The following is a 2,099-nucleotide window of genomic DNA, read 5'->3' on the forward strand; positions in this document are numbered from 1 at the left end:
GAAGGAGTGGAGCTCCAAGGAGTATACGTTCTAGGAAAGGACTATGATAAACTGACTGAACTGAGGAAAGTGGTGAACCATGACGGGATCAGGATAGTGGTTGTTGGAAGCGGGTTGACAACAATTGAGCTGGCTGATGCCTTAAGCGGTATCCCAGGACTCACAGACCATGTTAAGAGAAGGGTCACAGTGATCTCTAGGAGAAGATATATTTTATCAAGATACTTCGACAGCGAGTTCGCTGAGATAGCCGAAAAGGAGCTTGTATCCAAGGGCGTGAAGATATACACTAATACAAGGATTAAGAGAATACTTGGTGAGACAAGTGTTAAGGGTGTAGAGCTCGACAATGGGGAGACTGTGGAGGCTGATATCGTTATCATAGTGCCTACATGGGTTCCCGATACAGAGTTAGCAGTTAAAGCAGGCCTCGACGTGTTGAGACAGGGCGTAATCGTCAACGACTACATGCAGACAGGGAAGCCATACGTGTACGCTGTAGGGGACTGCATAGTGAAACGGGACTTCCTCACAAGTGGCATGAGGGATATAAAGCTAGCTACCCTGGCATGCGAGGAGGCTAGGAGAGCTGTATCAGCTATTAAAGGCGTGGCTTTAAGCCCTAGCAGGATGGGAAGGATACCGGTCACAGTAACCAGGATAGGTAACATAGTAATGGGTGCTGCAGGCTACATAGAGACTCATGCATTGAACCAGGGAGTGTCATACATTGTTGGGATGGCTAAAGCAGTAAACAGACACCCAGTATGGTTCCCCGGTGGATGCGAGGTACAGGTGAAGCTCCTCTTCCTCCAGGATGGTAGACTAATAGGTGGACAGGTGGCTGGAGCCTGCAATGAGGTAGCGGAAATAACGAACACCATAGCAGTAGCCGTGCAGGGCTCTCTAAGGATAGAGGACTTAATCATAGGACTCCAGCATGGCTCACACCCGTTATTAACATACTCACCAGTAATGCATCCATTAATAAACGCGGCTATCGATGCATACATGAAGATGAAAGGATGCGGCTGCCAAGGAGTAAGTAATTACAATATCACTTCCTCCTGAATGTGCCGAGGATTAAGAATCCTAGACTACGGAAGAGTATGAAGAGTGAGGTATAGCCTATCATATCTATTTTGTTGAAGTATCCCCCGAGAACCAGTATTAATGCCCCTGCAATGCTTATACTGGTGGTGAAGATGCCTGATGCAAGCAACTGTAGTTTACCTGGTAGCTTCCTCGAAATCGATATTACTAACCCCTGCTCTAGGAGGGGGTATATTGGGAAAGCCCATAATATTGCTACTACTAGTGGATCACTCACATGGAGGAAGAGAACTATGAATAAAGCATACTCGAGGATAGCTGTTGCAACAAGGAGGGAAGGGCTACCCTTATCAAATGCCTTGCCTAGTAGTGGCCATATTAATGCCCCGGTTAAAGCTGGTATAGTGTTGACCACCAGCCCGAATAACATGGGGTCTCCCAGCATGGATCTAACAACTAGCACGTAATTGCTGAAGAAAAACCTTGTACCGGTGAAGGCTAGGAGTGAAACCATGAAGAGCATTCAAACTCTCCTCACGCCTTCAACTACATCTTTGAGCCCCGCTCTAGGATAGACCACTTCATCAGGGTATGATGCATAGATAAACATGTAACCCGTGAAGACTAGGATGCCTAGGAGGGACATGCCTGTGGAGTAGGGTAGGTATTCAGTTATGTATCCCCCGAGGACTCCTCCAATTGCCCATCCAAGGGAGTTTGAGGCGCCCATTAACGAGTAGGCTGAACCATGCTTGTTGTAACACCGTGGACTAATATTAGCAGGGGGATGAACTCTACACTGGTGAAGCCTATTAATGTGAGGGGCAGAAACGTTTATTAGGGTCATTGAGGAAATTTTATAGGCAGTTGAGGTCGAATGTTGGAGAGGTTGTTGAAGCCTAGGGAGTTCTGCGAGATTGTTGGGATTAGCTACAGGACTTTTAAGCGGTGGGTCTCTCAAGGCAGAGTGAACGTCGTGCGAACGCCTAGTGGCAGGATAAGAGTACCGTACTCTGAGGTCGAGCGCATCCTTGGAGGGAGGCCGG

General features: G+C 47.6%; 4 protein-coding genes. 2 read left to right on the forward strand and 2 right to left on the reverse strand.

Going from position 1 to position 2,099, the window contains the following annotated elements:
• Window positions 1-1,071, forward strand: a 1,071-nt coding sequence (locus ACP5N5_RS06745; protein WP_428134375.1) for an FAD-dependent oxidoreductase, incomplete at its 5' end; no start/stop codon positions are given.
• Here the strand turns inward: ACP5N5_RS06745 and ACP5N5_RS06750 are convergent.
• Together ACP5N5_RS06750 and ACP5N5_RS06755 are read right to left on the reverse strand one after the other, a co-directional pair.
• The gene (locus tag ACP5N5_RS06750) at window positions 1,058-1,576 is read right to left on the reverse strand and encodes a hypothetical protein (RefSeq protein WP_428134378.1); all 519 of its coding nucleotides are present in this window, start codon (window positions 1,574-1,576) and stop codon (window positions 1,058-1,060) included. The genes ACP5N5_RS06745 and ACP5N5_RS06750 overlap by 14 nt on opposite strands.
• The gene (locus ACP5N5_RS06755; RefSeq protein ID WP_428134383.1) at window positions 1,577-1,783 is read right to left on the reverse strand and encodes a hypothetical protein; all 207 of its coding nucleotides are present in this window, start codon (window positions 1,781-1,783) and stop codon (window positions 1,577-1,579) included.
• Window positions 1,784-1,930: 147 nt separating this feature from the next.
• Between ACP5N5_RS06755 and ACP5N5_RS06760 the strand changes: the two genes are divergently transcribed.
• Window positions 1,931-2,099: helix-turn-helix domain-containing protein (locus ACP5N5_RS06760; protein WP_428134386.1), on the forward strand; the 169-nt coding region annotated here is incomplete at its 3' end.

This window comes from Desulfurococcus sp. (assembly GCF_049970475.1).
Lineage (GTDB): Archaea > Thermoproteota > Thermoprotei_A > Sulfolobales > Desulfurococcaceae > Desulfurococcus > Desulfurococcus amylolyticus.